Below are 25,058 nucleotides of genomic sequence, written 5' to 3' on the forward strand. Positions count from 1 at the left end.
ACGCGCTGCCGAGCCAGGTTCGCGTGATCGAAATCCTCGAAAGCAACGGCCGGATCGACCGCGAGGTCGAAGGACTTGCGAACAACGAGGCATTGCTGCGGCGCGGCCAGGAGAATCGCGGCCTGACCCGGCCCGAATTGTCCGTGCTGCTCGCGCACAGCAAGCTGAACCTGCAGGACGCCGTCGAAGCGACCGAATTGCCCGAGGACCCGCTCCTCGAGCCGCTGCTGCACAATTCCTTCCCGACGGCGATGCGCGAACGGTTTCCCGGTGCGATCGCGAACCACCGGCTGAAGCGCCAGATTGTCGCGACGAAGATCGCCAACCGGGTCATCAATCGTATCGGGATCATCGCACCGTTCGAACTGGCGGTGGAGGAAGGCGTCGGCCTTGCCCAGGTCGCCATCGCCTATTTCGCGGCCGACACGCTGTTCGACCTCGAAACGCTCTGGGAAGCGATCGAAACGGCCGAGATCAGCGAGGCGGAACGGTTCCGGCTGTTCGACAGCGCGCGGATGAGCCTGCGGCTGCACCTCTCCGACATCATCCGCAACAGCGACCCGACGACTATGCCGAGCGCGATCGCCGCACTACTCGCGCCGGGGATCGAGCGGCTCGACGCCGCGGCCGACGACCTTCTCAAGGACGAGGCCCGGCACCAGTCCGACGCGATGCGCGAACGCCTCGGCGATATCGATGTCGACCCGGCGCTCGTTGCCCGGATCGTGCGCCTCTACGAACTGGACGGGGCGGTCGGCACGTCCGCGCTGGCCGCCCGGCTCGGCGTCAATGAGCTCGACGTGACCCGGGCCTATACGCGGCTCGGCGAAGCATTGGGACTGGACTGGGCGAAGGCGGCGGCCTTGCGGTTCGGCACCAGCGATCCGTGGGAACGGCTGCTGGCCGCGGGGCTGAGCCGCGACTTCGAACAGCTGCGGCTGGATTTCCTCGCGCGGCACCGGAGCAGCGATCCGGTTGCCGATGTCGAGAACTGGCTTGCCAGCCAGCGCCCCCGTGTCCGGCAGTTCAGCGAACTGATCGGCCGGGCGCGGACGGCACCGGCGCCGAGCGCGGCGATGCTCGCCCAGATCGGTGCGCAGGCCAGGATCCTGCTCGGGCGCGAGGGCTAGGCGTCAGCCGCGTCGCCGTTCGCCCGGGCGAACAGCCAGCTTCGGATCGCACTGGCGAGATTGGGCGGATCATCCGCTTCCAGGCGGTCGGCATCGATCCGCGCCACCAGCGCGTTGAGCGGCAGCGCCGACTGATCCGCCGCCCGTTCCAGCGCGCGCCAGAACAGCGGTTCGAGCGTGATCGAGGTCTGGTGCCCGGCGATGGTGACGCTGCGTTTGACCGGCGGCCGATAGATATCCTCCACGCCGCCCGGCCTCCTCAATACATGTGCTGGCCACCGTTGATCGACATCGTCGAGCCGGTGACGAAGCCCGCATCTTCCGAGCAGAGGAACGCGACACCGCGCGCGATTTCCTCGGCCTTGCCGAGACGCCCGACCGGAATCTTGGCGACGATCTTCTCGAGCACGGGCTCGGGCACTGCGGCGACCATGTCGGTATCGATATAGCCCGGCGCGAGCGCATTGACGGTCACCCCGGCCTTGGCGCCCTCCTGCGCCAGCGCCTTGGTAAAGCCATGGATGCCGGACTTGGCGGCGGCATAATTGACCTGGCCGTACTGGCCGCCCTGCCCGTTGATCGAACCGATATTCACGATCCGGCCCCAGCCGCGTTCGCGCATGCCCGGAAAACAGGCCTTTGCCATGTTGAAGCAGCCGCCGAGATTGACGCGCATCACCTCGTGCCAATCCTCATAACTCATCTTGGCGAGCGTCCCGTCGCGCGTGATGCCGGCATTGTTCACGAGCACGTCGACCGGACCGACTTCCTCGGCCACTTTCGCGCAGCCTTCCTGGCACGCATCGTAATCGCCGACATCCCATTTACGGGCCGCGATTCCCGTGCGCTCGGTGAACGCCTTGGCCTTCTCTTCGTTGCCGCCATAATTGGCAACGACCGTCATCCCCATATCCCTGAGGGCGACGCTGATCGCCTCGCCTATTCCCCGCGTTCCGCCGGTCACAATCGCAACTCGCTGCATGGCACCTTCTCTCCAGTTTTTGTGTTTGCCTCGTGTCTAGGTACGCGCCGATGGGCGCGCAAGTTCCGCTAACGGAAATCAACCGAGCCAGCCGGAAAGCTCGCGCCGGACGATGGTCTCGAGCATCGCCATGCCCGGATCGCTCGCATTGAGGCAGGGAATATAAGCGAAATCGGTGCCGCCGGCCCGGGTGAACTGCTCCCGCCCCTCCATCGCGAGCTCCTCGAGCGTCTCGAGGCAATCGACCGAGAAGCCCGGCGCGAAGATCGCGATCTTGCGGATGTCCTTGGCCGGCAGCGCCTCCAGCAGATCGGCGGTCGCCGGCTCGAGCCATTTGGCGTTTCCGAACCGCGACTGGAAAGAGGTAAACAGCGGGCGGCCCAGCTTCTCGCCAAGGAGCCGGGAGGTCTTCTGGCACTGGCAATGATACGGATCGCCCAGTTCCAGGGTCCGGCGCGGCATACCGTGGAAGCTCGCAATCAGCGCGTCGGGCTCGAAATCGAGCCCCGCCAGCCCGTTGCGGATCGAGGTCGCCAGCGCCTCGATATAGGCGGGATCGTCATGATAGGGCGGCAACGTGCGAAGCGCCGGCTGCCAGCGCATTTCGGCGATTTCGGAGCCCGCCTCGTCGACCGCCGTTGCCGTCGTCGCACCGCAATATTGCGGGTAGAGCGGCGCCAGCAATATCCGCTCGCAGCCCATCGCCTTCATCTCTTCGAGGCGGAAACCGATGCCCGGCCGGCCATAACGCATCGCATGGCTGACATGCACCGCGTCGCCCAAGCGCTGCTGCAGGCCGGCCACCTGCCGTTTCGTGTAGACGGCGAGCGGCGAGCCCTCCTCCATCCAGACCTTGGCATAGGCGGCCGCCGACCGGCGCGGCCGGGTGCTGAGTACGAGGCCGTACAGGATCGGCTTCCAGATGATATCGGGAATCTCGATGACCCGCTTGTCCGACAGAAATTCCGCAAGATAGCGCCGGACGGCGGGCACCGTCGGCTCGTCTGGCGTGCCGAGATTGACGAGCAGGACCCCGATCTTGGGCACCGGCATGTCCGGATGGAAATCGGGTTTTTCGGTCATGCCACTCCGCCTACGACGAACGGGATAGACCGGAGGCGCTGGCCTGTCGCGGCGAAAATCGCATTGCCGATCGCCGGGGCCACCGGTGGCACGGCGATCTCGCCGACGCCGCCGGGCTCATCGCTGCTCACTATGAGGTCGATCTCGATCTCGGGGATATCGGCGAGGATCGGCAGGCCGAGTTCATGGAAATTGGTGGCGAGGGGCTCGTCCTCGGCATAGCCGATCGCGCGCCCCAGGGCCTGCGACATGCCGAACACGATGCCGCCCTCTATCTGCTGGCGGACGATCTCGGGATTGATGATGCGGCCGCAATCGACGGCCGCCGCGATCCGGTCGATCACCGGCCGCTGATCGTCGCCGATATGGAGCCGGACGACCATCGCGACATGGCTGCCGAAGCAGCTGTGCGCGGCGAGCCCCATGCCGCCGCCCTGCTCGCCGCCGTCCCAGCCGCCGAGCGTCGCCGCCGTCGTCAGGCAGCGGGCGAGCCGGGGCTGCTGCCCGAGCATCGCGATGCGGAAGGAAAGCGGCTCGACGCCCGCTCGCGCGGCCATCTCGTCGATGAAACATTCGGTGAAGAAGGCGGTGTAGCTATGGCCGACCGAACGCCAGATACCGGTTTCGACGCCGATATCGGCGGGCATGTGCTCCACCGCGAGATTGGGAATGGCATAGGCCGGGCGCGCGCCTTCCACGGCGCCCGGATCGGGATCGTCGACATCGCCGAAAAAAACGCTCGGCATGATCCGCTGGAACAGCTGGTTGTTGGTCGAGGGCACCGCGATCCGGCTGTGCCAGGCGGCGATCGAGCCGTCCGGCGCCAGCTTGGCGGTCAGCCGGCCGCGCGCCGCCGGCCGATAATAGTCGCTGCGGGTTTCCTCCTCGCGCGACCATGTAAGCTGGACCGGCCGGTTCATCCGCCGGGCGATGATCGCGACCTGGACGGCGGCGTCGTTCTCGATCTTGCGCCCGAACGCTCCGCCCAGGAGCATCGGGTAGATCGTCACCCGGCTTTCGGAATAACCGATGGCGTCGGCCACGGCGGCGCGCATCAGCCCGGGAGCCTGGGTCGGCGCCCAAATCTCCAGCCGGTCGCCCCGGACCCGCGCCGTCGCGGTCAGCGGTTCGATCGCGGCATGCGGCGCGAGGCCCACATCATAGGTCGCGCGATGCGCGCCCGACGTACCAAAGGCGGCGGTCAGATCGCCCTCGTCCACGAACCGCCGTCCGCCATCGCCATCCAGCGCGTCCTGCAGGGCCTGGCTGATGCTGGCATCGTCGACGACGGTGTCCGCGTCGCTTTCCCATTCAGGCACCAGCGCCTCGACGCCGCGATTGGCGGCCCACCAGTTGGTCGCAACGCAGGCGGCAAAGCGTGGATTTTCGAAGATCGCGGTAACGCCGAACACATTGTTCGCCGCATCGCGGTTGACCCGGGCGAGCCGGTGCCGGCCGGAAGGCGCCTGGCGCGCCGCGGCGAAGACCATCTCGGGCAGCCGCACATCGCCCGCGTAGCGCGCCGAGCCGTCCACCTTCGAGGGCAGGTCGATCCGCGGCATGGACTGGCCGGTAATCGGCCGCCCGGCGGGATTGCGCAGGGTCAGTGTATTGGGCGGCGCATAATCCGCGGCGTCCGCGGCGAGTTCGCCGAAGCGCAGACGGCGCTCGCCCAACACCACGAAACCGTCGGCCGTGTCGCAGGCCTGCCAGTCGGCGTCCCAGCGCGCTGCGGCCGCCTTGCACAGCACGGCGCGCGCCGCGGCGCCCGCCTCGCGAAACCGGTCCTCGAAACCGCGGATCGAGGTCGATCCGCCGGTGATCATCAGCGCGTTGCGCACCGCATATTCGCGGGTCGCCCACCGCCCGATCGACCCGAGAAAGGACGGCATCGCGCCGCCCGATTCGCCCGCGACAAGAAAATCATTGGCGTAGAGCGGATTGATCGGCGCGGTTTCGACGCCGACCGTCCGCCAGTCGGCGCCGAGCTCGTCGGCCAGCGCCTGGGGCAAGGCGGTCCAGACGCCCTGTCCCATTTCGGCCTGCGGCACGATGACGCTGACATGCCCGTCCTCGCCGATTTTCAGAAAGGCGTTGAATACGGTTTCGCCCTCGCCGGCGACGAGATTGTGAACATAGTGACGCGGCCAGACGCCCCAGGCGACAACCAGGCCGGCGCCGATTCCCCCGCCGATCAGGACGCGGCGGCGGGTGATACCGAGGCGGGACGCTTTTGACATGGCTGGCTCTGTAATGGGTGGCGACGGATGACGCTAGACGCCCCCGGGGACAGGCGACGATGACGCCGCGGCGACTATCGGCTCGCGCTTTCCTCGACCTTCACGAAGCCGAGAACGACGAGTCCCATCGCGAACAGGATGGCGATCGAGGCCATACCGATCCGCTGGCTGTTGAACGCGGTCGTGAAGACCTGGACGAGCAGCGGGCCGAGCCACACGGTCACCGTGCCGGCGATGGCGTAGAGACCGAAAAACTCGCCGCTACGTCCGGGCGGGGCGAGGGTGACGAGCATCGTTCGGCTCGACGAGATGCTGGCGGTGGCGGTGATCGCCAGCACCGCCGCCAGCCCGAGATAGACGAGATCCGAAAGATCCTGGAATACCAGGCCTTCCCAGACCCGGACATTGTCGATCAGCCCGTAGAACAGCGATTCGTTGGTAATCGAAAGCTGCAGCGCGAGAACCGCCACCATGCCGATGATTTCGAGGATCAGCGCCATCTTCACGCCGACCCGCCGATCGAGCCATCCGCCGATCAGGCCGCCGAGGAACGCCCAGGCCGACGCGTAGATCGCATAGGCCGTCATTTCGAGGAATCCCCAGCCGAGGAACAGCGAGACGTAGACCGCACCGAGCGCGAGCAGCGCCGCCATCGCATCGGCATAGAGCATCCGCGCGATCAGGAATTTGAACAGCTCGGCATAGCGGGTCGCCTCGCGCACCGTCCGGAACACGCTTTTCGCGCCGTCGATCGCCGCCATCGTCCAGCTCGCGCCCTTCACGCCGGGGTCCCTCGCGAACAGGAAGAAATGGATCGAGAACAGTGCCAGCCAGACCGCGCAGAGCGGCCCGGCGAGACGCATATGCTGGTAGCGAGTCAGGTCCAGTCCGAGCTGGGGCTCGGGAAACGGCCAGCCGATGGCGCCCGGCAGCGCGAACAGGCCGACCAGCGCGATCAGCATCAAGGTCGCCGCCAGATTGCCGAGACCGAGACCGAGACCGCTGATCATCGACAGGGATTCGGGCTGGCCGGCGGCGGTCAGCATCGAGTTATGCGTCACTTCCGAATAGGTATAGGACACATAGGCGATGACGAGGATGATCATGACGATGCCCGTCGGCAGCCCCTCTTCGCCGGGAACCGCGTACCAGAGCATCCACGACATCACCGCGATCGTGCCGAGCATCACCGCGAGAATGGGTTTGCGCCGCCCGCCGCGGTCGAGCGCCGCGCCGAGGAAAGGGGCGGTCAGCGCTGCGACGAGCCCCGCCCATTTGGTGACGGAGGCGATTGCCGCCTGGCCGCGCGCATTGGCCGTCTGGCGCGCGGTTTCCGCGTCCATCCCGGCCAGTTCGCCACTCGCCAATATATCGGCACCGACGATATCGCGCGCGAAATAGGGCGCGAAGATGTAGATGACGATCAGGATGTAATAGGGATTGCGCGCCCATTCGAAGACCGCCCAGGCGAAACCGGGCCGGTCCAACGCGCCGCCCGTGCCGTGGCCGGGCATGGGCTCTATCCTTCCGGCGGATTGGGCGTCGGATGCGATATCAGCGGCTTTCGACCGGTTGTCCCCGCATCGCGGCTACATCATCTTCGGCTGGCCGAAGACCCGCATGATTTCCGGTTCGAAACTCTCCAGGCTGTCGACTTCGAAATCGGGATCGAAGGCCGGCGCATCCCATTCGTCGACCAGCTTGCAGGCGAGCGGATACCAGCTCTCGTCCTTGTGATCCTCGCGCAGCGTCGTCGATCGGCCAAGATAGTTGTAATAATAGGCGCCCTGGAAATCCTGGTGATATTTGATGACGTGATACAGGTCATCGCTGACATAGGGTTTGAGGATCTCCGCCGCGATCGCGCCGTGATTGGGGACCGACATCGTCTTGCCGATATCGTGGCAGAGCGCGGCAACCACTTCCTCGTCGCTGGCCCCCGCGCGCCGGGCGAGCGTCGCGGTCATCAGCGAATGCTGGAGCTGGTCGCAGCCGAAACCGAGCGTGAGTTCGCCGAGATCCTCGAGATGCTTGAGGATCCGCTTCGGCGCGTCGGTCTTGTAGTGCTCCTGATGCTCTTTCGCGATCACCATCCAGTGCTCGGGCTTGCCGTCCTGCATCCGCGTGAAGGATTTACCGGTCGTTTCCGCTTCCTGTGCCCGGGTAGCCATTTTGCTCTCTCCCGCGCCGCTATCGGTTGCGACGCTTTCCGTTTTCGTTCGCCACCATTATGAGGGCAAAAAAGCGAAGGGGAAAGCCTTGGACGTCCTGCCCTCCATATTGGCCGCGAGCGGCGACTATCTGCGGTTCGAAAATCTGGGACTTTCGCCGATCGCGATCGATCTCGGCGTCTTCCAGCTCCGCTGGTACAGCCTCGCCTATATCGCGGGCATCGTTATCGGCTGGTGGTACCTGCTGAAGCTCATCGCCCAACCCGGCGCGCCTATGGCCCGGCGCCACGCCGACGATCTCGTCTTCTACGCGACGCTGGGCATCCTGATCGGCGGGCGGCTCGGCTATGTGCTGTTCTACAAGCCGGCCGAATATCTGGCCAATCCGGGCGATATCATCCGCGTGTGGGACGGGGGCATGTCCTTCCATGGCGGCGTGATCGGCGTCAGCCTCGCGATCCTGTACATGGCGTGGCGGAACAAGCTCAACTGGCTGCGCATCCATGACTATGTCGCCTGCACGATCCCCTTCGGCCTGCTGTTCGGCCGCCTCGCCAACTTCGTCAACGGCGAGCTGTGGGGGCGCCCCGGCGATGTGCCCTGGGCGATCGTCTTTCCGCGCGCCGACGAACAGCCGCGCCATCCGAGCCAGCTCTACGAAGCCGGGCTGGAGGGCATATTGCTCTTCATCGTCCTCTGGTTCCTGTTCTGGAAGACCGATGCGCGCCACCAGCCGGGCAAGCTCGTGGGAACTTTCCTTGTCGGCTACGGCCTCTCGCGCTTCACCGTCGAATTCTTCCGCCAGCCCGACGATCATCTCGGCCTGCTCAGCCTCGGCATGTCGATGGGGCAATGGCTGACGATCCCGATGCTGATCGGCGGCGTCTGGCTGATCGCGACCGCGAAGGCACGGGCGGGCGGGGCCAAACCCGCAACCGCGGGAACGGATGCCACCACCTGACACAAAGCCTCTGGCCGAACGTCTCGCCGGGCTGATCGCGGCGACCGGGCCGATTTCGCTCGCCCAGTTCATGGCCGAGGCCAACGCGCATTATTATGCGACGCGCGATCCGTTCGGCGTCGACGGCGATTTCATCACCGCGCCCGAAATCAGCCAGATGTTCGGCGAACTTGCCGGGCTCTGGCTGGCCGATCTCTGGTCGCAGGCCGGCGCGCCCGCCAACGCGCATTATGTCGAGCTCGGCCCGGGGCGCGGCACGCTCGCCGAAGACGCGCTCCGGGCGATGCGGGCGGTGCGGTTCGAGCCGCCGATCCACCTCGTCGAGACGAGCCCCGTGCTGCGCGCCAACCAGGCGAGCCGGCTTCCGACCGCGCGCTGGCACGACGATCTCGACAGCCTGCCCGACAGCGGGCCGCTTTTCGTGGTCGCCAACGAGTTTTTCGACGCACTGCCGATCCGGCAGATACGGCGCGGCGCCGATGGTTGGCACGAGATCATGGTCGATCATCGCGACGGCGCCTTCGTTCCGGTCGCGTCGGGGCCGCCGCTCGATGCGCTGGTCCCCGAGCCGTTGCGCGACGCCCCGCCGGGAAGCGTCATCGAAACCTCGCCCGCGGTCGAAAGCGCGGCCGGCGCCATGGCCAGCCGGATCGCCCGGCAGGGCGGCGCCGCGCTGATCATCGATTATGGCTATGAAGGACTGGCGACCGGCGATACGCTGCAGGCCGTGTCGCGCCACGGCCATGCCGACATCTTTGCCGAACCGGGCGAGCGCGACCTGACCGCCCATGTGAATTTCAGCGTGATCGAGCGTATCGGGCGCAATGCGGGGCTCGCCGTCCATGGCCCGATCGGCCAGGGCGACTGGCTCGAATCGCTGGGCATCGGCGCGCGCACCGCAGCGCTCGCCAAGGCCGCGCCGCATCGCCAGGCGGAACTGATCGCCGCGCGCGACCGGCTGACCAAGGCGGACGAAATGGGCGACCTCTTCAAGGCCATGGCGCTGGTCGCGCCGGACTGGCCGGCGCCCGCCGCTTTCTGAATGCCGCATTGCAACATCGGCGAACGCCGCTAAGAAGACCGGCCCGGCAACGAGCGGACAGGAGACCGATGGCCGCAAAGATCGAGATCAACCGCGCCGACGCCCTGGACGGGGTCGCGCACGGCTTTCTGGGGCGGACCGGGGGTGTATCGACCGGGCTTTTCGAGAGCCTGAACGTCGGCCTCGGTTCGGACGACGTCAAGGCGGATGTCGACACCAATCGCCGCCGCGCCGTCGAAGCGGTGGCGCCGGATGCGACGCTCGTGACCGTGCACCAGGTGCATTCGCCCGATGCCGTCCGCGTCACCCACGCCTTTCCCGACGATGACCGGCCCGAAGCCGATGCGATGGTCACCGACCGGCCGGGCCTCGCGCTCGGCATCCTGACCGCGGACTGCGCGCCGATCCTGCTCGCCGACCGCGACGCCGGCGTCATCGGCGCCGCGCATGCCGGATGGAAGGGAGCGATGACGGGCGTCGCCAAGTCGGTGGTCGAGGCGATGGAGGAACTGGGCGCCGAAAGGAGCCGGATTGCCGCCGCCATCGGCCCGTGCATCGGACGCGGTTCCTACGAGGTGGACAACGATTTCCGCAAACGGTTCGAGGCGATCGAGCCGGAGAACGAGCAATATTTCCGCGACGGCGCGCCCGGCCACCATTATTTCGATCTCGAAGCCTATGTCGCGGCCTGGCTCGCCTTTTCGGGCGTCCAGACGGTCGAGACGCTGGGCCTCGACACCTATGCGAACGAAGATCGTTTCTTCAGCTATCGCCGGGCGACGCATCGGAACGAGCGCGACTACGGCCGGCAGCTGTCGGTCATTGCGCTCTAGCGGCGCGCCGCGTTCGATCTTCGCGTCGCGCACAAAGGGTGATAGGCCGGTGCGGGACATGGTCGCGAAAGACCGGCACATGAGAGGGGCGGCATGACGGCCAAGCAATACGGTTTCTTCGGCGGCCTCGCCCTGTTCGTCATCCTGCTCCTGCTTCCGCCGCCCGAAGGAATGCCGGTCGAGGCTTGGCGGACCGCCGCGCTCGTCGCCCTGATGGCGAGCTGGTGGATGACCGAGGCGCTTCCACTGACGGCCACCGCGCTGCTGCCCTTCGTATTGCTCCCGTTCATGGGCGTGATGACGACCGGCGAAGTGGCGGGCGCCTATTATTCGCCGATCCTGTTCCTCATTCTCGGCGGCGCGTTTCTGGCGCTGGCCATCGAACGGACCGGCCTCCATCGAAGGCTCGCGCTCGCGATTATCGGGCGCGCGGGCAAGACAGCCTGGGGCCTGCTTTTCGCGTTCATGGCGTCGACCGCGATCCTTTCGATGATCGTCTCCAACACGTCGACCACATTGATCATGGTGCCGATCGCGATTGCCGTACTCGCGGCAGGCGGCGTGGCGGAGGGCGAGACCAAGGGGTTCGCCGGCGCGCTCCTGATGGGCATCGCCTTTTCCGCATCGATCGGCGGGATCGGCACGCTCGTCGGTTCGCCGACCAACGCCATCGCCGCGGGTCTCATGAACCGCGCCATCGGGACGGAGATCGATTTCCTGACATGGGCGATGTTCGGTCTGCCCGTCGTCGCCATCGGCATTCCGCTATGCCTGTTCATCCTAGTGCGCATGCAACGAGTCGGCCGGGCGGCATTCGATACCGCGGCCGCGCAAGCCGCCATCGGCGACCCCGGCGAATGGTCCGAAGCGGAGAAACGCCTGATGCCGGTCATCATGCTCGTGGTCGCGGGCTGGATCGCCCTGCCCTTCATCAAGGGATTCCTGCCCGACGGCGCGATCCATGACGGGACGATCGCGATCCTCGGCGGCTTGCTGCTCTTCGTGCTGCCTGACGGCAGCGGAAGGCCGGTGCTCAACTGGCCGGAAGCCAATCGCGCGCCATGGGACGTGATCATGCTGTTCGGCGGCGGTCTCGCGCTGGCCTCCGGGATCATGGCGTCCGGGCTCGGCGCCTGGCTCGGCGAGGCGCTGGAACCGTTGCAGGCGGTGGATGTCATCATCATCGCGCTCGCCGTCACCGCGCTCGTCGTGCTCGTCACCGAATTCGCATCCAACGTCGCGACCGCCAGCGCCGTCATCCCGGTCGTCGCCGCGCTGATCGTGGCGACCGGGGCGGACCCGATGCTGCTCGCGATGCCGGCCGCGATAGCGGCGAGCTGGGGTTTCATGCTGCCGTCGGGCACCGGTCCCAACGCCATCGCCTGGGCGTCCAACCACATCGCGCTGCCGAGCATGTTGAAATCCGGCTTCCTGTTGGATATTTGCGGCATTCCGATGATCGTCCTCGTCACATGGGGCGTCGCGGCTCTGGCCGGTTGAGGGAGACGCGCTTCTTGGAGGTAGAAGCCCTGGCCCCCGCCGTCCCCATCGAGCTCCTGCCTTCCTAGGAGCGTAAACAGGAAGGAGCCACACGATGGCTGACACCCCCGAACAATCCGGCGACGATACCGGTTCGACCCAGGCCGATCTCACCGGCACGACACCGCGCCGCAAGCCCAAGCCCGAGATCGAGAAGATCGGTAACCGCAAGCTCAAGCCCGCCACCCTGATGATGGGCCATGGCTACGACCCGGTGCTCTCGGAAGGGTCGCTCAAGCCGCCGATCTTCCTGACCTCGACCTTCGCCTTCGAGAATGCCGCCGCCGGCAAACGCCATTTCGAGGGGATCACCGGCAAGCGCCCGGGCGGCGCGGAAGGCCTCGTCTATTCGCGCTTCAACGGTCCGAACCAGGAAATCTGCGAGGACCGGCTCTCGGTCTGGGAAGAGGCGGAAGAGGCGCTGGTCTTTTCGAGCGGCATGTCGGCGATCGCCACGGTGCTGCTCGCCAATGTCCATCAGGGCGACGTCGTCGTCCATTCGGGCCCGCTCTATGCCGCCACCGAAACGCTGATCAACCGCGTGCTCGGCCGCTTCGGCGTGACCTTTCTCGATTTTCCCGCGGGCGCGGGCCGCGAGGAAGTCGACGCGCTGCTCGAAAAGGCCAAGGGCATGGCGACCGGATCGGGCAAGGTCGCGATCATCTATCTCGAAAGCCCCGCCAACCCGACCAACGCGCTCGTCGATATCGAGATGGTAAGGGAGGCGCGCGACGCGGCGTTCGGCGCGGACGGCCCGCCAATCGCCATGGACAACACCTTTCTCGGCCCGCTCTGGCAGCAGCCGCTCAAGCACGGCGCCGACATTTCGATCTACAGCCTGACCAAATATGTCGGCGGGCATAGCGATCTCGTCGCCGGCGGAGTGATGGGCTCGAAGGCGCATCTCGACCCGATCCGCGCGATGCGCAACACGATCGGCACGATCACCGATCCCAACACCGCCTGGATGCTGCTGCGCAGCCTCGAAACCGTCGAACTGCGGATGACGCGGGCCGGCGAGAATGCCGAAAAGGTCTGCGCCTTCCTGCGCGACCATCCCAAGGTGGAAGGACTCGGCTATCTCGGCTTCCTCAAGGAAGGCACGAGCCAGCGCGACATCTACGACCGGCACTGTTCGGGCGCGGGATCGACCTTTTCGGTGTTCATCAAGGGCGGCGAGGAGGAAAGCTTCCGCTTCCTCGACGCGCTGAAGATCGCCAAGCTCGCGGTCAGCCTCGGCGGCACCGAGACGCTCGCCAGCCATCCGGCGGCGATGACGCATCTTTCGGTTCCCGACGAGCGCAAGGCCGCGCTCGGCATCACCGACAATCTGGTGCGGGTGTCGATCGGGGTCGAAGATGCCGACGACCTGATCGCCGATTTCACCCAGGCGCTGGCGGCGGTTTAGCGGGGATTCTCGTGTCAGACTCGACCAGTCGGTCGAGCGCTGCGGATTCTCTTGTCAGCAACTTCCTGGCGGAAGTTCGCCGCACCGGGATCTGTCTGTCAGAACGTTGCTCGCGCAACGTCGCCGCACCGGCCTGAGGCAAAGCCGAAGGTATGACAAAAAGAACTCTACCCCCAAGCGATAACCGGCCAGCCGCGTTTCTCCGCGATCCGCCTTAGCGTGTTCGTCGGATTGGTGGCGACCGGTTCGTCCGACCAGTCGAAGACCGGCAGGTCGGTCTGGCTGTCCGAATAGAAGCGGACAGCGGCGTCCGCGCGCTCGAGCCCCTGCTCCTCCGCCCAGGCCTCGATCCGGCGCATCTTCGCGTCGCCATAGCAATTCTCGCCGTCGATCTCGGCGAGGATCGCGCCGTCCGCGTCGCGTCTGACCAGCGTGCCGATCAGGTCGTCGAAACCGAGGCGGCGGGCCAATGGCTCGACGTAGAACGCGTAGGACGCCGTTGCGAGGACGAGCCGGTGGCCGGTCGCCTTTTCGTTCGCGATCCGGGCCAGCGCCTGGGGATGGACATTGTCGCGCAGGGTCGCTTCGGCGAAGCTTTCGGCGATCGCCGCCATCTTCTCCGCATCGACCGGCGAGCCGAGCAGCATGTCGTGCATCCGCTCCTTGAGCCCCCCCCGGTCGAGCGCGCGGACCAGATAACCGGCGAAGAGAAACAGCAGGCCGGGCAGGAACGCCAGCCGCCACCGCTCGTGCCGCCACGCGGCATGGAGCAGGAAGGACATATAGGTCGGTCTCTTGGTGATCGTCCGGTCGAGATCGTAGAGCGCGATTTTCGTCATCGCGTCGGTTCATAGCATGAAGCGCCGCCTTGCCGAGCGCGGATTTTATCCGCACAAGACAAGCCGATGAGTGTCGAGGCCGATTTTGCCGAACTGGACGAGGGGGGCGAGCGCATCGTGCGCTTTTCCGGACGGCTGACCATCGCGCGGCTCGGCGATGTGCCGGCCCGGATCACGGAATTGCAGGGCCGCCCCGCCAAGATCGACATATCGGCCGTCGAGCGGGTCGATACGGTCGGCGCATGGATCGTCCACAAGCTGTCGCGCGACCACGGCGCCGAGATTATCGGCGCGAGCGATCACGCCGAACGGCTGATCCGGCAGGTCGCGATCGCCGACGACCCGGCGAGGACCTATGACGAGGACGAAGGGCGCTTCCAGCAGATATTGGCCCGGGTCGGCGCGTCGACGCTCGAGGCGCTGTCGGGCCTCAAGGGTCTGCTCGCCTTTTTCGGCGGACTGCTGATCGCCACGGGCAGCGTCATCCGCGAACCGCGGCGGCTGCGCTTCAACGCCGTCGTCCAGCGTTTCGAAACGGTCGGCGTGTCGGCGCTGGGCATTATCGGGCTGATGAGCTTCCTGATCGGCATCGTCATCGCGCAGCAGGGCGCCGTGCAGCTGCGCCAGTTCGGCGCCGAGATCTTCACGATCAACCTCATCGGCCGGATCACGACGCGCGAGCTCGGCGTGCTGATGACGGCAATCATGGTCGCCGGCCGCTCTGGCAGTGCCTTTGCCGCGCAGCTGGGATCGATGAAGCTCGCCGAGGAGGTCGACGCGATGCGCACGATCGGCGTGCCGCCGATGGAAGCGCTCGTTCTCCCGCGCGTGCTGGCGACGACCCTGCTGATGCCGCTGCTCGGTTTCTATTCCACGGTCCTCATGATCGTCGGCGGCGGCCTTTTGTGCTGGCTCAGCCTGGGCATTCCGCCCGAAACCTTCATCCTGCGCCTGCGCGAGGTCGTGCCGATGACCGATCTCTGGGTCGGGCTGATCAAGGCGCCGGTGTTCGGAATGATCATCGGCCTTGCCGGCTGCTATCAAGGCATGCAGGTGCGCGGCAACAACGAGGAAGTCGGCCATCGCACGACGACCGCCGTCGTCCAGGCGATCTTCCTCGTCATCGTGCTCGACGCCTTTTTCGCGGTCTTCTTCACCGAGATCGGCTGGGGATGAGCGAGGAACCGATCGTCTCCGTGCGCGGACTGCGCAACAGCTTCGGCGACAATGTCGTGCACGAGCATCTCGATATCGACGTCTATCCCGGGGAGATATTGGGGGTCGTCGGCGGGTCGGGCACGGGAAAATCCGTCCTGCTGCGCGCGATCATCGGCCTCCAGGAGCCCGATGAAGGCGAGATCAGCATTTTTGGCGAACGCATGGATTGCGCGACGGCCGAGGAGAATCTCGACCTCAGGCGGCGCTGGGGCGTGCTGTTCCAGAACGGCGCGCTCTTTTCGACGCTGACCGTGGCCGAAAACGTCCAGGTGCCGCTGCGCGAATTCTACAAGAATATCGACGAGGGCCTGCTGACCGAGATCGCGACGTTCAAGATCATGATGAGCGGGCTCAAGGCGGAAGACGCCCCGAAATATCCGTCCGAACTGTCGGGCGGGATGCGCAAGCGCGCGGCGCTCGCCCGCGCCCTCGCGCTCGATCCCGTGCTGCTGTTCCTCGACGAACCGACGGCGGGACTGGATCCGATCGGCGCGGCGGCGTTCGACGCCCTGATCCTCGAGCTCAAGGAAGCGTTGGGACTGACGATATTCCTGATCACCCATGATCTCGATACGCTGCACACGATTTGCGACCGGGTCGCCGTGCTGGCCGACCGCAAGGTCATCGCCTCGGGCACGATCGAAGAATTGCTTGCTCTCGATCACCCATGGATACAGGAATATTTCAACGGGCCGCGTGGCCGCGCCGCATTGGCGGCGGGGGACTAGGGCCGGGAGGGACGGATGGAAAACCGATCGAACCAGATTCTCGTGGGCAGCGTCGTACTGCTGCTCATCGCGGGGCTGATCCTCTTCACCGTCTGGCTCGCCCGCCTCGGAGACGGCAGCGACAGCGCCTATGACATCTATTTCGCCCAGTCCGTGGATGGCCTGGCGCGCGGATCGGGGGTTACCTATTCGGGCGTTCCGGTCGGCCAGATCGAGGAAATCGTTCTGGTTCCCGACAATCCGGAATTCGTCCGCGTCCGGATCCGGATCAACGCCGATGTTCCCATATTGGAAGGCACGACGGCGACGATCGAGGGCATCGGCTTTACCGGCGTATCGCAGATCTCGCTCGACGGCGGCGTCCAGGGCGCCGATCCGATCGACGAAGCCGGACCGGGCGGCGTACCCGTCATTCCGACCCGCCCCGGCGCGTTCGGCGAACTGCTCAACAGCGCGCCGCGCCTGCTCGAGCGGCTGACGACGCTGACCGAACGGCTCACCGAGCTGCTCGGCGACCGCAACCAGAATTCCATCGCGGCGATCCTCGAAAACACCGAACGGCTGACCGCCGAACTTGCCGCGCGCGGGCCGGAGATAGCCGCGACCCTGGCCGAGACGCGCATCGCCGTCCGCCAGGTCGGCGTCGCGGTCACCGAAATCGGCGAGCTGGCGAATACGACCGACAATCTGCTCGGCACCGAGGGCCAGGCGCTGATGCGCGACCTGCGCTCCGCTGTCGCCTCCGCCGAATCGAGCATGGAGACGCTCGACCGGACGCTCGCCGCCGCCGAACCCGGCCTCAACGCCTTCTCGCAGCAGACCGTCCCCGAGATCGGCCAGCTGGTCCGCGATCTCGGGGAGATGTCCGAGGCGATGACGGCGATCACGCAACGCATCAACCGCGAGGGCGCCGGATCGCTGGTCGGTACCGAGCGCCTGCCCGATTATGAGCCGCAATAGGAGCCGATGATGAAACGCCTCTTCCCGTTGATCGCGCTCGCAGCGCTGACCGGCTGTATCAGCTTCGGTTCCGAGCCGCCGCCCTTCCTCATGGCGCTGAGCCCCGACCAGCAGATCGAAAGCGGATCGAGCCGGGCCGCCGCGATGGGCCAGGCGATCACGATCCAGCGGCCCGAAGTGCCCCAGAAACTGATCACCAACCGGCTGCCCGTCCAGACCGGCGAGACGACGATCGCCTATCTGGCGGACGCGCTCTGGGTCGATACGCCCAACGAGCTGTTCCGGGCACTGCTCAGCGAAGTCGTCGCGGCGCGCTCCGGCCGCGTCGTGCTCGATCCCGCCACCTATTCGGAGGATCCGGGAACGATCGTCCGCGGCCAGCTGCACGAGTTCGGATTGGACGCGCGGACCAACGAGACGGTGATCGTCTACGACGCGACGATCAGCGGGGCGGACGGGGTGCGGACACGGCGCTTCGAGCAGCGCGAACGGGTCTTTTCGCAGGACGCGCAAAGCGTGGCGCAGGCGCTCAACCGCGCCGCCAACCGCATGGCGATCGAGATTTCCGACTGGGTCGTCGGCTAACTAGCCCAGGCTCTTCGACGCCTGTTCGAAGACATCCTTGGAGAGGTTGGGCGCGGCCAGGATCCGCTCGAGCTCCGCGCGCATCATCGCACCGCGTTCGGCGTCGAACCGCCGCCATTTGCCGAGCGGCGGCAACAGGCGCGCGGCGGTCTGCGGATTGATCGCATCGGCCTTGAGGATGAAATCGGCGAGGAAGCGATAGCCGCGCCCCGATGCCGTATGAAAGGCGCGCTGGTTTCCGCCGAACGCGCCGACCAGCGAGCGCAGCCGGTTGGGATTTTCGATACTGAAATCGGGATGCGCGGCGAGCGTCTCGACCGCCGCCAGCGTATCGTCGCGGATCGACATCGCCTGCACCATGAACCATTTGTCGAGCACCAGCGCATCGTCGCGATAGCGGGCGTAGAAATCGTCGAGCGCGGCGATCCGTTCGGGCCAGTCGCTGTTCGCGAGCACGCCGAGCGCGGCCTGCCGGTCCGTCATGTTGTCGGCGTCCGCGAACTGCCGCGCGGCGAGCCGCGGCGCATCGTCCGCACCGTCCGCCGCGATATAGCCGAGCGCGACGGCGCGCAGCCGCCGCAGCGCCTTCGCCGCCGGGCTGTATTCATAGGCATTGCCGCTCGACGCCGCATAGGCCGCGCGCCAGTCTTCGGCCACCGAGCGCGCGAGATCGGCGCGCAACGCCTCGCGCGCCTCGTGGATCGCCTCGGGATCGACGACCAGCATCTGGTCCCCGACGAAGCTCTCGCTGGGTAGGATGACGGCTTCTGCGATAAAGGCCTTGTCGAGATCGCCATCCGCCAGCGTCCGTCGAACCGCCTCGATGACGGGCGCATGATCGGCCTGCCTGCCCGATACGGTATCGATGATCGTTTCGACCATCAGTTGCTGGATCGCCTCATAGCGGGCGAAGGGGTCGTCATCATGCGCCGAGAGAAAGGCGAGCGTCTGCGGATCCTTGCTGCTTTCGATCGTGACAGGCGCGGTGAAATGCCGGTTTATCGAGAGCACCGGCGGCTCGGTCAGCCCGTCGAACACGATTTCCTTCCGCTCCTCGTCGAGCATGACCAGCCGTTCGGGCACGATCGGCCGGCCGCTCCTTTCGCCGAGCAGCGCCGTCCTGAGCGGGATGGCCATCGGCTGTTTCTCCGCCTGGCCCGGAGTCGCGGGGACGGTCTGCGAGAGGGACAGTGTCGCGCGCCCGCGACCGGCGTCATGCGCGAGCGTCGCGGTGACCTTGGGCGTGCCGGCCTGGCTGTACCAGCGGCGGAACTGCGCAAGATCGACGCCGCTCGCCTCCTCCATCGCGGCGACGAAATCCTCGCAGGTCGCCGCCTCGCCGTCATGCCGCTCGAAATAGAGGTCCGACCCCTTGCGGAAATCCTCCGCCCCCAAGATCGCCCGCATCATGCGGATCAGCTCGGCGCCCTTGTTGTAGACGGTCGCCGTGTAGAAGTTCGAGATCTCGATATAGCTTTCCGGGCGCACGGGATGGGCGAGCGGCCCGGCATCCTCCGGGAACTGCGCGGCGCGCAGCATCCGGACATCGCCGATCCGCGCCACAGCCTCCGAGCCCTGATCGGCCGAGAATTGCTGGTCACGAAAGACGGTGAAACCCTCTTTCAGCGACAGCTGGAACCAGTCCCGACAGGTGACGCGGTTGCCCGACCAGTTGTGGAAATATTCATGCGCGACGACGCCCGCGATCGCGTCGAAATCGGCGTCCGTCGCGGTCTCGGCATCGGCGAGGATGTAGCGCGAGTTGAAGATGTTGAGCGACTTGTTCTCCATCGCGCCGAAGTTGAAGTCCGACACGGCGACGATATTGAACTGGTCGAGATCATATTCGCGGCCATAGACCCGCTCGTCCCAGGCCATCGAATCCTTGAGCGCCCGCATCGCATGGCCGGTCTTCGGGAGGTCCGCTTCGCGGACCCAGATGGCGAGTGCCACCTTGTTGCCCGAACGGGTGGTGAAATCGTCGCGATTGGCCGAGAGGTCGCCGGCGACGAGCGCGAACAGGTAGCAGGGCTTGGGCCAGGGATCGCACCAGCGCGCCCAATGCCGCCCGTCTTCCGCGTCTCCGCTTTCGATGCAGTCGCCGTTCGACAGCAGCACGGGGAAGCGCTCGCGATCGGCCTCCATCCGCACGCTGTAACGGCTCAGCACATCGGGACGGTCTGGGAAGAAGGTGATCCGGCGAAAGCCCTCCGCCTCGCACTGGGTGCAAAGGATGCCGCCCGAGGCGTAGAGTCCCATCAGCTGACTGTTCTTTTCCGGCGCGATCTCGACCAGCGTCTCGACGATCGCCTCGCCGCCTTCCAACGGGATGGTCAGGCACTCGTCATCGAGCTGCCAGTCGCCTTCGTCCAGCCGCTCGCCGTTTCGCCACACCTCGAGCAGTTTCAGCCCCTCGCCGTCGAGCCGCAGCGGTTCGTCATGCGCCCCGTTCCGGGCCACCGTCAGCCGCGCGCGCACGCGCGACTTCGCCGGATCGAGCTGAAAATCCAGCACGATTTCGGGCACCAGCCAATCGGGCGGGCGATAATCCTCACGGCGGGTGACGGACGGGGTTGCGGCGGCGGGTTGCATATCGGGCATCATTGCCCTCTAATCGCCCCGGCCCGGCGGCACAATCGGGCCGGGCGGAGTTTATCCGGAGGGCACGATGACGGCGGCATATCCGATACGGGCGAAGGCAGGCTAGTCCGTGCCGCATATGCTGATCTTCGGGCTCGGCTATACGGCCGGGCGGTTGGCCGAGCGATTGCGCTCGGAGAGCTGGACCGTGTCCGCGACGCGGCGCGAGGCAGGCCCCGACGCCATGGCGTTCGACGATGGCGACGCCGTGACCGCTGCCATCCGCTCCGCGAGCCATATCCTGTCTTCGGTACCGCCCGCTGACGGCGGCGATCCGGTGCTCGCCGCCTATGGCGCGGCGCTGGCGGACGTGTCGGCGCGCTGGATCGGCTATCTGTCCTCGACCGGGGTCTATGGCGATACCGACGGCGCCTGGGTCGACGAAACCGCGCCGATCGGCGGCGGGTGGCGCAAGGCACGCGCCGACGCCGACGCCGCCTGGCAGGCGCTGCGCGACGATGTCCGCACCTTCCGGCTGCCGGGCATCTACGGCCCCGGCCGCTCAGTCCTCGATCGCATCCGCTCGGGCAAGGCGCGCCGCATCGACGTGCCGGGCCAGGTGTTCAGCCGCGTCCATGTCGAGGATATCGTGTCGGGCGTCATCGCGGGATTCGACGGGCCGGCGGGCGCCTATAATCTCGCCGACGACCGGCCGGCGCCGCATAACGATGTCGTGAAGTATGGCTGCCGGTTGCTCGGCGTCGAACCGCCGCCGCTCCAGACGATGGACGAGGCCGGACTGAGCGAGATGGCGCGCGGATTCTATGCGGAGAATCGCCGGGTCGCGAACGGCAAGGCGAAGCGGCTGCTGGGCTGGATTCCGGCCTATCCCGACTATCGCGCCGGGCTCCGGGCGATAGCGTCCGGCTAGGCCGGAATGCGGGTCAGCTTCGGCCGGCGCGCCCGCATCGCATAGAGCAGCCCGGCGATCGCGAGTACCGCCCCGCCGATCGCCAGCGGCGACCAGACATAGCCCTCCAAAAAGGTAGAGAAGACCATCGCGACGATCGGCACGATCACGCCCGTATAGGCGGCCTGCGCCGCGCCGATCTCGCGGATCAGGCCGAAATAGATCGGGAACGTCACGGCCGAGCCGATCACCCCGAGATAGAGGATGCCGGCGAAATAGGTAAAACGCGGCTCGACGACCGGCGGGCCCACGGTCGCCAGCGCGAACAGCGCGTCGAACAGCGCGCCCCAGAGCATCGCCCAGGCGATCAGCGTGAGGATCGGATGCGCCCTCGCGCCTTCGCTCGCCTGGAGGATGTTCGCGGTGGACGCCGACAGGATCGCCATCATGGTGAGGCCGATCCCGATGAAGACCGCGCTCCCGCCAACCGGCGCAAGCCGGTATTCCTGCACGAACAGCAGGGCGATGCCGGCGATCGCGATGCCCGATCCGATCACGAAACCGGCGGTTATCCGCTGACCGAGAAAGATCCGGCCGAGAATCGCATTGGGAACCATCAGCAGTGCGAACATGACCGCGACGAGCCCGGAGGTGATGTAGAGTTCGGCGCCGTAGACGAAGTTGAAATTGAACGCGAACTGGCTGCAACCGAGCAGCACCGCCCAGAAATGGCCGCGCCGGTCGAGCGTCAGCGGCTGCCGTCGCATCGCGATGAACAGGAACATCGCGGCACTCGCCGCCAGGAACCGGTAGCTGACCGACCAGACCGGCGGGACGCTGGAAATCTGGTCCTTGATGACGATCCAGGTCGAGCCCCAGATCAGCGAGATCAGCAGAAAGGAGAGCAGGATCCGCGGGGTCCAGAAATTCGTGTCCGCGTCCGCCGCTGCGGCCTGGTTCATAGGGCCGCTATGGCGTCGGCCAGCGGCCGCACTTCTTCGGCGCCCTGGTCCCAGCTCGTCACGAACCGCGCTTCGCCGATCCCCCAATCGTAGAAATCGAACCCGGCCGCGCGCAGCGAGGCGGCCTCTTCCGCGCCGAGCGTGATGAACACCTCATTGGCCTCGGCCGGATAGACGAGCCGGTCCGGTGCCGCTTCGGCGATCAGGCGGGCTCCGGCATTGGCCGCGCGGGCATTGGCGAGCCAGAGATCGTCCTCGAGAATCGCGAGAATCTGCGCGGCGAGATAACGGCCCTTGGAGAGCAGATGCCCGCCCCGCTTGCGCCGATACCGGATTTCCGCCGCCTTTTCGCGCGCATCGCCGAACAGGATGATCGCCTCGGCCGACAGGCCGCCATTCTTCACGCAGCCGAAGCTCAACATGTCGACGCCGGCACGCCACGTGATGTCGGCCGGTGCGCAATCGAGATGCGCGACGGCATTGGCGAACCGCGCGCCGTCCATGTGCAGCGCCCAGCCGCGCGCGCGGCACAGATCGCCGAGCGCCCGGACCTCGTCCGCCGTGTAGACCATGCCATATTCGCTCGCCTGGGTGATCGAGAGCGCGTGCGGCTGCATCTGGTGGACATCGTCGCGGATCGACGCGGCGACCCGTTCGACTTCCCCCGGCGTAAGCTTGGCACCCTCGCCGGTTCCGAGCAGCAGCTTCGCGCCATGGGTGTAGAATTCCGGCGCGCCGCATTCGTCATTCTGGATATGGGCTTCCTCATGGCAGACGATCGCGCCATGCGGCGGGCACAATGCGGTCAGCGCCAGCGCATTGGCGGCGGTCCCCGTCGACACCCAGAGCGCGGTGACGTCCGTCTCGAAAATACCGGAAAAGGCGCCGTCGAGCTCTTGGCTCAGCGCGTCGTCATCATAGGCCGTATCGACGCGATTCGCCGCCGCGATGGCATCGAGCACCGGTTGGCAGACCGCAGCCGCATTGTCCGAGAAGAAGCGCATGCGAGCCGCATGATATGCGGACGCGGAAAGGTCAACCGATCCGGCCGATCCGGTCGATTTTCTCGTCGGGTCGATCGTCCGTCATGGCCACGCGGATTTCCTCCAGACCCAGCGGCTTGCGCAACAGCGGCGCGCTTATGCCTTCCGCATCATATTGGGAATCATAGCCACTGGCGAACACGAAGCGGATGTTGCGCCGGTGCAGTTCGTGCGCGAGCGGTATCGAATTCTCCTCGCCCAGATTGATGTCGAGAATGGCGAAATCGAAATCCTGCTCGTCGACCAGGCCCTGCGCATCGGCGAGCGTCGCGGCATGGCTCACCTCGGGCACGCCGAGCGATTCGACCATGTCCTGCAACACCGAAGCGAGCATATGCTCGTCTTCGACGATCAGCACTTTCTCCGGAACGTTACTGGGCACTGCGCTCCCCCAATGCGAATCTCATTCGGCTCCCGGCCATGGGGCCGACAGGGTGTATTTAAGGCCGGTTTCCGAATAGTCGAGCGCAGCTTCTCCTGCAAAATCCCCGGGCAATATCCGGGTCAACAGCGTGGAACCGAAACCCGACCGTTCCGGCGGCGCGCACGGTGGCCCGCCGCTCTCCAGCCATTCGAACCGCAGCTGCATGCCGCTTTCGCCGCGGATCCGGCGCCATCGCAAGGCGACAGACCCCCCGTCGTCCGAAAGCGCGCCATATTTTAACGAGTTGGTCGCCAGTTCGTTGATCGCCATCGCTAGCGTCAGCGCCTGCCGCGGCCCGAGCCGCACTTGGCCGCCTTCCAGACTCAGCCGGTCGGCCGCGTCGAGATTGAACGGCCGCAACGCCCGCCGGACGACATGACGGAAATCGGCGCCGGCCCATTTCTGTTCGGTGAGGATGTCGTGCGCGCTGGACAGCGCCTGCAACCGCCCGGTGAAATCCTTCTTCGCCTTGGCGATCGGCTCGTCCTTGCAAAACGACATGTGCGCGACCGCCTGCACGGTCGCGAGCGTGTTCTTCACCCGATGATTGAGTTCGTCGACGAGGATCCGCAGATGTTCCTCATCGGCCTTGCGGCTCGTGATATCCTCAATCAGGGAAATGCAGAATTCGGGCTGGCCGTCGGGTCCGCGCTGCAGGCCGACCGTCAGGTTGATCCAGATCAGCTCGCCATCCTTGCGGAAATAGCGCTTCTCCATCTGATAGTGCGGGATATCGCCTTCGATCAGCGCCTTGAGCTGGCCGAGATCGGTTTCCAGATCGTCGGGATGGGTGATGTCCTGAAAGGTGATCGCGAGCAGCTCGTCGCGCTCGTAACCGACGATTTCGAGCAGCCGCTCGTTGACCCGGAGCCAGGCGCCGTCAAGGCCGACATGCGCGATCCCGATCGCGGCGTTTTCGAACGTCGCGTCGACGAAATCGGCGTCGTTCCGCCAATCGCCCTTCCAGTGATACATCGGCCCACCTCGCGATCTTGGCATCGCCCGGATCCCAAGGCAATCAGGCATGAAAGCCGGTCCGGGTCTGCAGTTCGCCGAACCGTTTCAATATAGACGACGGGTAAAGACTTTATTGACCGTTTTCGCGGTCCAAGCGGTTCGTTTCGGGCGGGAAATGGTGCTGCTGGAGAGAATTGAACTCTCGACCTCACCCTTACCAAGGGTGCGCTCTACCACTGAGCTACAGCAGCGTTGCCGGAAATTCTGGCAGGGCGCGCCTATGGCGGTCAACGGCGCATTTTGTCAAGCATTGGCTTGGCAGATCGGCCGGAAAACGGCACTGTCGCGCGATGACCGACAAGGACGAACGCGCGAAACGGCTGGCCGAGGAGCTGCGCAGGAATCTGCGCCGCCGCAAGGGCCAGGCGCGCGAGCAGAAGACGGACGAAAAACGCGGTCAGGA

The 25,058-nt window shown here is 66.1% G+C and carries 22 protein-coding genes, 1 tRNA gene and 1 pseudogene; 11 read left to right on the forward strand and 13 right to left on the reverse strand.

The window, feature by feature from the left end; genetic code table 11:
• Positions 1-1,130: pseudogene (locus tag ACTS1X_RS06060) on the forward strand (glutamate dehydrogenase); the annotation flags it as partial.
• Here ACTS1X_RS06060 and ACTS1X_RS06065 read toward each other — a convergent pair.
• From ACTS1X_RS06065 to ACTS1X_RS06090, 6 genes are all read right to left on the reverse strand, one after another.
• Positions 1,127-1,375 carry a ribbon-helix-helix domain-containing protein gene (locus ACTS1X_RS06065; protein WP_442613489.1) on the reverse strand — a complete coding sequence of 83 codons (249 nt, stop codon included), beginning with the start codon at positions 1,373-1,375 and terminating at the stop codon, positions 1,127-1,129. The pseudogene ACTS1X_RS06060 and the gene ACTS1X_RS06065 sit on opposite strands and share 4 nt — an antisense overlap.
• 14 nt (positions 1,376-1,389) lie before the next feature.
• Entirely contained in the window at positions 1,390-2,112 is a 723-nt protein-coding gene (phbB, locus tag ACTS1X_RS06070) for an acetoacetyl-CoA reductase (RefSeq protein WP_442613490.1), read from the reverse strand.
• Between the two features lie 78 nt (positions 2,113-2,190).
• Positions 2,191-3,195: a ferrochelatase gene (hemH, locus tag ACTS1X_RS06075; protein ID WP_442613491.1), complete on the reverse strand. Its 1,005-nt coding sequence runs from the start codon at positions 3,193-3,195 to the stop codon at positions 2,191-2,193.
• Positions 3,192-5,435, reverse strand: a complete 2,244-nt coding sequence (locus ACTS1X_RS06080) for a molybdopterin cofactor-binding domain-containing protein (protein WP_442613492.1) — start codon at positions 5,433-5,435, stop codon at positions 3,192-3,194. The genes hemH and ACTS1X_RS06080 overlap by 4 nt, the downstream gene beginning before the upstream one ends.
• A 74-nt stretch (positions 5,436-5,509) precedes the next feature.
• The gene (locus tag ACTS1X_RS06085) at positions 5,510-6,949 is read right to left on the reverse strand and encodes an MFS transporter (protein WP_442613493.1); all 1,440 of its coding nucleotides are present in this window, start codon (positions 6,947-6,949) and stop codon (positions 5,510-5,512) included.
• A gap of 75 nt (positions 6,950-7,024) precedes the next feature.
• On the reverse strand, positions 7,025-7,606 hold the full coding sequence (locus ACTS1X_RS06090) for an HD domain-containing protein (protein WP_442613494.1): 582 nt from the start codon (positions 7,604-7,606) through the stop codon (positions 7,025-7,027).
• Positions 7,607-7,703: 97 nt separating this feature from the next.
• On the opposite strand from ACTS1X_RS06090, the gene lgt reads away from it, so the two are divergent.
• From lgt to ACTS1X_RS06115, 5 genes are all read left to right on the forward strand, one after another.
• Positions 7,704-8,567 carry a prolipoprotein diacylglyceryl transferase gene (gene lgt / locus ACTS1X_RS06095; protein WP_442613514.1) on the forward strand — a complete coding sequence of 288 codons (864 nt, stop codon included), beginning with the start codon at positions 7,704-7,706 and terminating at the stop codon, positions 8,565-8,567.
• Positions 8,554-9,609 (forward strand): class I SAM-dependent methyltransferase, encoded by a 1,056-nt coding sequence (locus ACTS1X_RS06100; protein ID WP_442613495.1) that lies wholly within the window; start codon positions 8,554-8,556, stop codon positions 9,607-9,609. The genes lgt and ACTS1X_RS06100 overlap by 14 nt, the downstream gene beginning before the upstream one ends.
• A 68-nt stretch (positions 9,610-9,677) precedes the next feature.
• Positions 9,678-10,442 carry a peptidoglycan editing factor PgeF gene (gene pgeF, locus ACTS1X_RS06105; protein WP_442613496.1) on the forward strand — a complete coding sequence of 255 codons (765 nt, stop codon included), beginning with the start codon at positions 9,678-9,680 and terminating at the stop codon, positions 10,440-10,442.
• Positions 10,443-10,535: 93 nt separating this feature from the next.
• Entirely contained in the window at positions 10,536-11,942 is a 1,407-nt protein-coding gene (locus ACTS1X_RS06110; RefSeq protein ID WP_442613497.1) for an SLC13 family permease, read from the forward strand.
• A 94-nt stretch (positions 11,943-12,036) separates the two neighbouring features.
• Entirely contained in the window at positions 12,037-13,389 is a 1,353-nt protein-coding gene (locus tag ACTS1X_RS06115) for a cystathionine gamma-synthase family protein (protein ID WP_442613498.1), read from the forward strand.
• 167 nt (positions 13,390-13,556) lie between these two features.
• Here the strand turns inward: ACTS1X_RS06115 and ACTS1X_RS06120 are convergent, their stop codons facing one another.
• On the reverse strand, positions 13,557-14,228 hold the full coding sequence (locus tag ACTS1X_RS06120) for an HAD family hydrolase (protein WP_442613499.1): 672 nt from the start codon (positions 14,226-14,228) through the stop codon (positions 13,557-13,559).
• Between the two features lie 66 nt (positions 14,229-14,294).
• Here ACTS1X_RS06120 and ACTS1X_RS06125 point away from each other — a divergent pair, with 66 nt between their 5' ends.
• Genes ACTS1X_RS06125 through ACTS1X_RS06140 form a run of 4 tightly spaced genes read left to right on the forward strand, consistent with a single transcriptional unit; the run spans position 14,295 to position 17,719 of the window.
• Complete coding sequence (locus ACTS1X_RS06125; protein WP_442613500.1) at positions 14,295-15,404, forward strand: MlaE family lipid ABC transporter permease subunit; 1,110 nt, start codon at positions 14,295-14,297, stop codon at positions 15,402-15,404.
• On the forward strand, positions 15,401-16,174 hold the full coding sequence (locus ACTS1X_RS06130) for an ABC transporter ATP-binding protein (protein ID WP_442613501.1): 774 nt from the start codon (positions 15,401-15,403) through the stop codon (positions 16,172-16,174). Before ACTS1X_RS06125 ends, ACTS1X_RS06130 begins: the two co-directional genes overlap by 4 nt.
• Positions 16,175-16,189: 15 nt before the next feature.
• The gene (locus ACTS1X_RS06135; RefSeq protein ID WP_442613502.1) at positions 16,190-17,134 is read left to right on the forward strand and encodes an MlaD family protein; all 945 of its coding nucleotides are present in this window, start codon (positions 16,190-16,192) and stop codon (positions 17,132-17,134) included.
• 9 nt (positions 17,135-17,143) lie between these two features.
• Positions 17,144-17,719 (forward strand): ABC-type transport auxiliary lipoprotein family protein, encoded by a 576-nt coding sequence (locus tag ACTS1X_RS06140; RefSeq protein WP_442613503.1) that lies wholly within the window; start codon positions 17,144-17,146, stop codon positions 17,717-17,719.
• On the opposite strand, the gene pepN is transcribed toward ACTS1X_RS06140, so the two are convergent.
• The gene (gene pepN / locus ACTS1X_RS06145; protein ID WP_442613515.1) at positions 17,720-20,320 is read right to left on the reverse strand and encodes an aminopeptidase N; all 2,601 of its coding nucleotides are present in this window, start codon (positions 20,318-20,320) and stop codon (positions 17,720-17,722) included.
• Positions 20,321-20,429: 109 nt separating this feature from the next.
• On the opposite strand from pepN, the gene ACTS1X_RS06150 reads away from it, so the two are divergent.
• On the forward strand, positions 20,430-21,230 hold the full coding sequence (locus ACTS1X_RS06150) for an SDR family NAD(P)-dependent oxidoreductase (RefSeq protein WP_442613504.1): 801 nt from the start codon (positions 20,430-20,432) through the stop codon (positions 21,228-21,230).
• Here ACTS1X_RS06150 and ACTS1X_RS06155 read toward each other — a convergent pair.
• The 5 genes from ACTS1X_RS06155 to ACTS1X_RS06175 form a co-directional block, all read right to left on the reverse strand.
• A complete protein-coding gene (locus ACTS1X_RS06155) occupies positions 21,227-22,171 on the reverse strand; it encodes a DMT family transporter (RefSeq protein WP_442613505.1) in 945 nt (314 codons plus the stop codon). The two genes, ACTS1X_RS06150 and ACTS1X_RS06155, sit on opposite strands and share 4 nt — an antisense overlap.
• Positions 22,168-23,175 (reverse strand): threonine aldolase family protein, encoded by a 1,008-nt coding sequence (locus ACTS1X_RS06160; protein WP_442613506.1) that lies wholly within the window; start codon positions 23,173-23,175, stop codon positions 22,168-22,170. The genes ACTS1X_RS06155 and ACTS1X_RS06160 overlap by 4 nt, the downstream gene beginning before the upstream one ends.
• Before the next feature lie 31 nt (positions 23,176-23,206).
• Positions 23,207-23,596, reverse strand: coding sequence for a response regulator (locus ACTS1X_RS06165; RefSeq protein WP_442613507.1), 390 nt, complete (start codon positions 23,594-23,596; stop codon positions 23,207-23,209).
• Positions 23,597-23,617: 21 nt separating this feature from the next.
• Complete coding sequence (locus tag ACTS1X_RS06170; RefSeq protein ID WP_442613508.1) at positions 23,618-24,637, reverse strand: sensor histidine kinase; 1,020 nt, start codon at positions 24,635-24,637, stop codon at positions 23,618-23,620.
• 134 nt (positions 24,638-24,771) lie between these two features.
• A tRNA-Thr gene (locus ACTS1X_RS06175) sits at positions 24,772-24,846 on the reverse strand.
• Positions 24,847-25,058: the final 212 nt, after the last annotated feature.

The organism is Parasphingopyxis sp. (assembly GCF_052168275.1).
GTDB lineage: Bacteria > Pseudomonadota > Alphaproteobacteria > Sphingomonadales > Sphingomonadaceae > Parasphingopyxis.

Excerpts from the sequence above, each read along its gene's own strand:
- phbB (WP_442613490.1), bottom strand. The coding sequence starts at position 2,112 with ATGCAGCGAGTTGCGATTGTGACCGGCGGAACGCGGGGAATAGGCGAG.
- hemH (WP_442613491.1), bottom strand. The coding sequence starts at position 3,195 with ATGACCGAAAAACCCGATTTCCATCCGGACATGCCGGTGCCCAAGATC.
- ACTS1X_RS06080 (WP_442613492.1), bottom strand. The coding sequence starts at position 5,435 with ATGTCAAAAGCGTCCCGCCTCGGTATCACCCGCCGCCGCGTCCTGATC.
- ACTS1X_RS06085 (WP_442613493.1), bottom strand. The coding sequence starts at position 6,949 with ATGCCCGGCCACGGCACGGGCGGCGCGTTGGACCGGCCCGGTTTCGCC.
- ACTS1X_RS06090 (WP_442613494.1), bottom strand. The coding sequence starts at position 7,606 with ATGGCTACCCGGGCACAGGAAGCGGAAACGACCGGTAAATCCTTCACG.
- ACTS1X_RS06100 (WP_442613495.1), top strand. The coding sequence starts at position 8,554 with ATGCCACCACCTGACACAAAGCCTCTGGCCGAACGTCTCGCCGGGCTG.
- pgeF (WP_442613496.1), top strand. The coding sequence starts at position 9,678 with ATGGCCGCAAAGATCGAGATCAACCGCGCCGACGCCCTGGACGGGGTC.
- ACTS1X_RS06110 (WP_442613497.1), top strand. The coding sequence starts at position 10,536 with ATGACGGCCAAGCAATACGGTTTCTTCGGCGGCCTCGCCCTGTTCGTC.
- ACTS1X_RS06115 (WP_442613498.1), top strand. The coding sequence starts at position 12,037 with ATGGCTGACACCCCCGAACAATCCGGCGACGATACCGGTTCGACCCAG.
- ACTS1X_RS06120 (WP_442613499.1), bottom strand. The coding sequence starts at position 14,228 with ATGACGAAAATCGCGCTCTACGATCTCGACCGGACGATCACCAAGAGA.
- ACTS1X_RS06125 (WP_442613500.1), top strand. The coding sequence starts at position 14,295 with ATGAGTGTCGAGGCCGATTTTGCCGAACTGGACGAGGGGGGCGAGCGC.
- ACTS1X_RS06130 (WP_442613501.1), top strand. The coding sequence starts at position 15,401 with ATGAGCGAGGAACCGATCGTCTCCGTGCGCGGACTGCGCAACAGCTTC.
- ACTS1X_RS06135 (WP_442613502.1), top strand. The coding sequence starts at position 16,190 with ATGGAAAACCGATCGAACCAGATTCTCGTGGGCAGCGTCGTACTGCTG.
- ACTS1X_RS06140 (WP_442613503.1), top strand. The coding sequence starts at position 17,144 with ATGAAACGCCTCTTCCCGTTGATCGCGCTCGCAGCGCTGACCGGCTGT.
- pepN (WP_442613515.1), bottom strand. The coding sequence starts at position 20,320 with ATGCCCGATATGCAACCCGCCGCCGCAACCCCGTCCGTCACCCGCCGT.
- ACTS1X_RS06155 (WP_442613505.1), bottom strand. The coding sequence starts at position 22,171 with ATGAACCAGGCCGCAGCGGCGGACGCGGACACGAATTTCTGGACCCCG.
- ACTS1X_RS06160 (WP_442613506.1), bottom strand. The coding sequence starts at position 23,175 with ATGCGCTTCTTCTCGGACAATGCGGCTGCGGTCTGCCAACCGGTGCTC.
- ACTS1X_RS06170 (WP_442613508.1), bottom strand. The coding sequence starts at position 24,637 with ATGCCAAGATCGCGAGGTGGGCCGATGTATCACTGGAAGGGCGATTGG.